The sequence below is a fragment of the Pseudomonas sp. NPDC087615 genome, from assembly GCF_044743445.1.
GTDB lineage: Bacteria > Pseudomonadota > Gammaproteobacteria > Pseudomonadales > Pseudomonadaceae > Aquipseudomonas > Aquipseudomonas baetica_A.
In genome coordinates, this window is sequence record NZ_JBIUWM010000131.1 from 1 (window position 1) to 2,404 (window position 2,404).

Below are 2,404 nucleotides of genomic sequence, written 5' to 3' on the forward strand. Positions count from 1 at the left end.
AAGATCCTTTTGGAGAAGCGGGCGATCCTGATTGAATGTTAGTCGAATCTGGCTGATTGCATGCATGGAAAGAAAGGTTCGTCAGTTGTGCAAATACAGTGGTGGGGGCGGCTGTACACGTTTTCAACTCCGACTGCCCGGTCACCTTGACTATCGGGAAAACGGTGTTACAACCAATAGAGCCCACAGTGGGTAAAAAAGATCCGCGGAGTCAATCCTTTTAACGGATTAGATTGCGGATGTCCTGGATGATACTCCAGCGTTGGAGTCTGTTGCAGAGGGATTTGAGCATGGCTGTCGTCGGCAAGGTGAAATGGTTCAACAATGCCAAGGGGTTCGGATTCATCAATACCGACGCCCGTGAAGGTCGAGACGAGGCTGGTAAAGAAATTGATTTCTTTGCGCACTACTCCGCCATTGAAATGGACGGGTATAAAACCCTCAAGGCTGGGCAGGCCGTAAGCTTCGTGATCGCTCAGGGCCCCAAAGGCCTGCACGCGGTCAATATTACAGCGGTCGTAGCCACAGAAGAAAAAGAAACGGTCCCGGACACCTTTCGAGAACAAAAAGTTACCAGCTGACGCGTCAAAACCTTCAGCCATAAAAAACCGCCCCTCTATTATCCGAGAGGGGCGGTTTTTTGCATGCTTGCAGTTCTTACATATGCGAGATCAGCGCATCACCGAAGCCCGAAGACGACACCAGTTTGGCCCCATCCATCAGACGCTCGAAGTCATAAGTCACGGTCTTGGCACTGATGGCGCCGTTGGTGCCCTTGATGATCAGATCCGCCGCTTCGGTCCAGCCCATGTGACGCAGCATCATTTCTGCCGAGAGAATCAGCGAACCCGGGTTGACCTGATCCTTGCCGGCGTACTTCGGCGCAGTACCGTGGGTGGCTTCGAACATCGCTACGGTGTCGGACAGGTTAGCGCCCGGCGCGATACCGATACCGCCCACTTCCGCCGCCAGAGCGTCGGAGAGGTAGTCGCCATTGAGGTTTAGGGTGGCGATCACATCGTATTCGGCCGGGCGCAGCAGGATTTGCTGGAGCATGGCGTCGGCAATGGCATCCTTGACGATCACGTTCTTGCCGGTTTTCGGGTTCTTGAACTGCATCCACGGACCGCCGTCGAGCAGGGTCGCGCCGAACTCTTCGGCGGCCACTTCGTAGGCCCATTCCTTGAAGGCACCTTCGGTGAACTTCATGATGTTGCCTTTGTGCACGATAGTCAGCGAATCGCGGTCGTTATCGACCACATACTGCAGAGCCTTGCGCGCCAGGCGCTTGGTGCCCTCGAGGGAAACCGGCTTGACGCCGATACCGCAGTTTTCGTCGAAACGGATCTTGGTGACGCCCATTTCTTCTTTAAGGAATTTGATGACCTTGGTGGCTTCCGGCGAACCGGCCTTCCATTCGATGCCAGCGTAGATATCCTCGGAGTTCTCGCGAAAGATGGTCATGTCGACGTCGCCAGGCTTTTTCACCGGGCTTGGCACGCCCTCGAACCAGCGCACCGGACGCAGGCAGACGTACAAATCGAGTTGCTGACGCAGAGCCACGTTCAGCGAGCGGATGCCGCCACCGACCGGGGTGGTCAGCGGGCCCTTGATGGAAACCACGTAATCCTTGACTGCGTCGAGCGTTTCCTGAGGCAGCCAAGTGTCCTGATCGTAAACCTGAGTGGCTTTTTCCCCGGCGAAGACTTCCATCCAGGAAATCTTGCGTTTGCCGCCGTATGCCTTTTGAACTGCAGCATCGACAACCTTGATCATCACCGGGCTGATGTCAACACCAATGCCGTCACCTTCGATGAAGGGGATGATCGGGTTATCTGGAACATTGAGAGAATGGTCTGCATTGACGGTGATTTTGTCGCCGACGGCTGGAACCTGAATCTTCTTGTAACCCATGCTGAACTCCATTGTTTGGATTGAACATCTGGCTTGGTTCGAGCGTAACCCAGTTAAATCAACACGCAAACCCTCTGTTCAAGGCGCAGGCACATCTCGTTTCGTACAACCCTGAAAGCAAAGGGAAAAGCGCCAAACTCAAGCATTGCGCAAGACTCTACGCCCCACCCCGCCCTGCGACCTTTAGACCAATGGACGAGATTCGATGCATATGAACCATCGGCAGATTGCCAGCTACCTATGTATAATGCCGCCCGCTGACCAAAGGGTCACGACGGCTGGCCTCTCTAGAACGAGACTTTCCGCCTGATTGGTTGAACTGTTACCGCAGTCCGACTGCTTGACGCTCAACGATGCACCCAACATCACCGCGAAGAATCTCGACATTCGGTTCATGGATGACTTTGAACGAACGCGCTTACCCGGCGCCCCTCGAGTTTCTGCGCACGCTTTAGCAAAGAAGAGAGTGTTTTGGCGAGTATGCCGACCC

General features: G+C 54.6%; 2 protein-coding genes. One reads left to right on the top strand and one right to left on the bottom strand.

Annotated features, from left to right (window positions below):
- Nucleotides 1-290 precede the first annotated feature (290 nt).
- The gene (locus ACIOU6_RS27865) at nt 291-581 is read left to right on the top strand and encodes a cold shock domain-containing protein (RefSeq protein ID WP_401139947.1); all 291 of its coding nucleotides are present in this window, start codon (nt 291-293) and stop codon (nt 579-581) included.
- Between the two features lie 76 nt (nt 582-657).
- Here ACIOU6_RS27865 and icd read toward each other — a convergent pair whose 3' ends face one another.
- Nucleotides 658-1,914, bottom strand: a complete 1,257-nt coding sequence (gene icd, locus ACIOU6_RS27870; protein ID WP_221730380.1) for an NADP-dependent isocitrate dehydrogenase — start codon at nt 1,912-1,914, stop codon at nt 658-660.
- Nucleotides 1,915-2,404 lie beyond the last annotated feature (490 nt).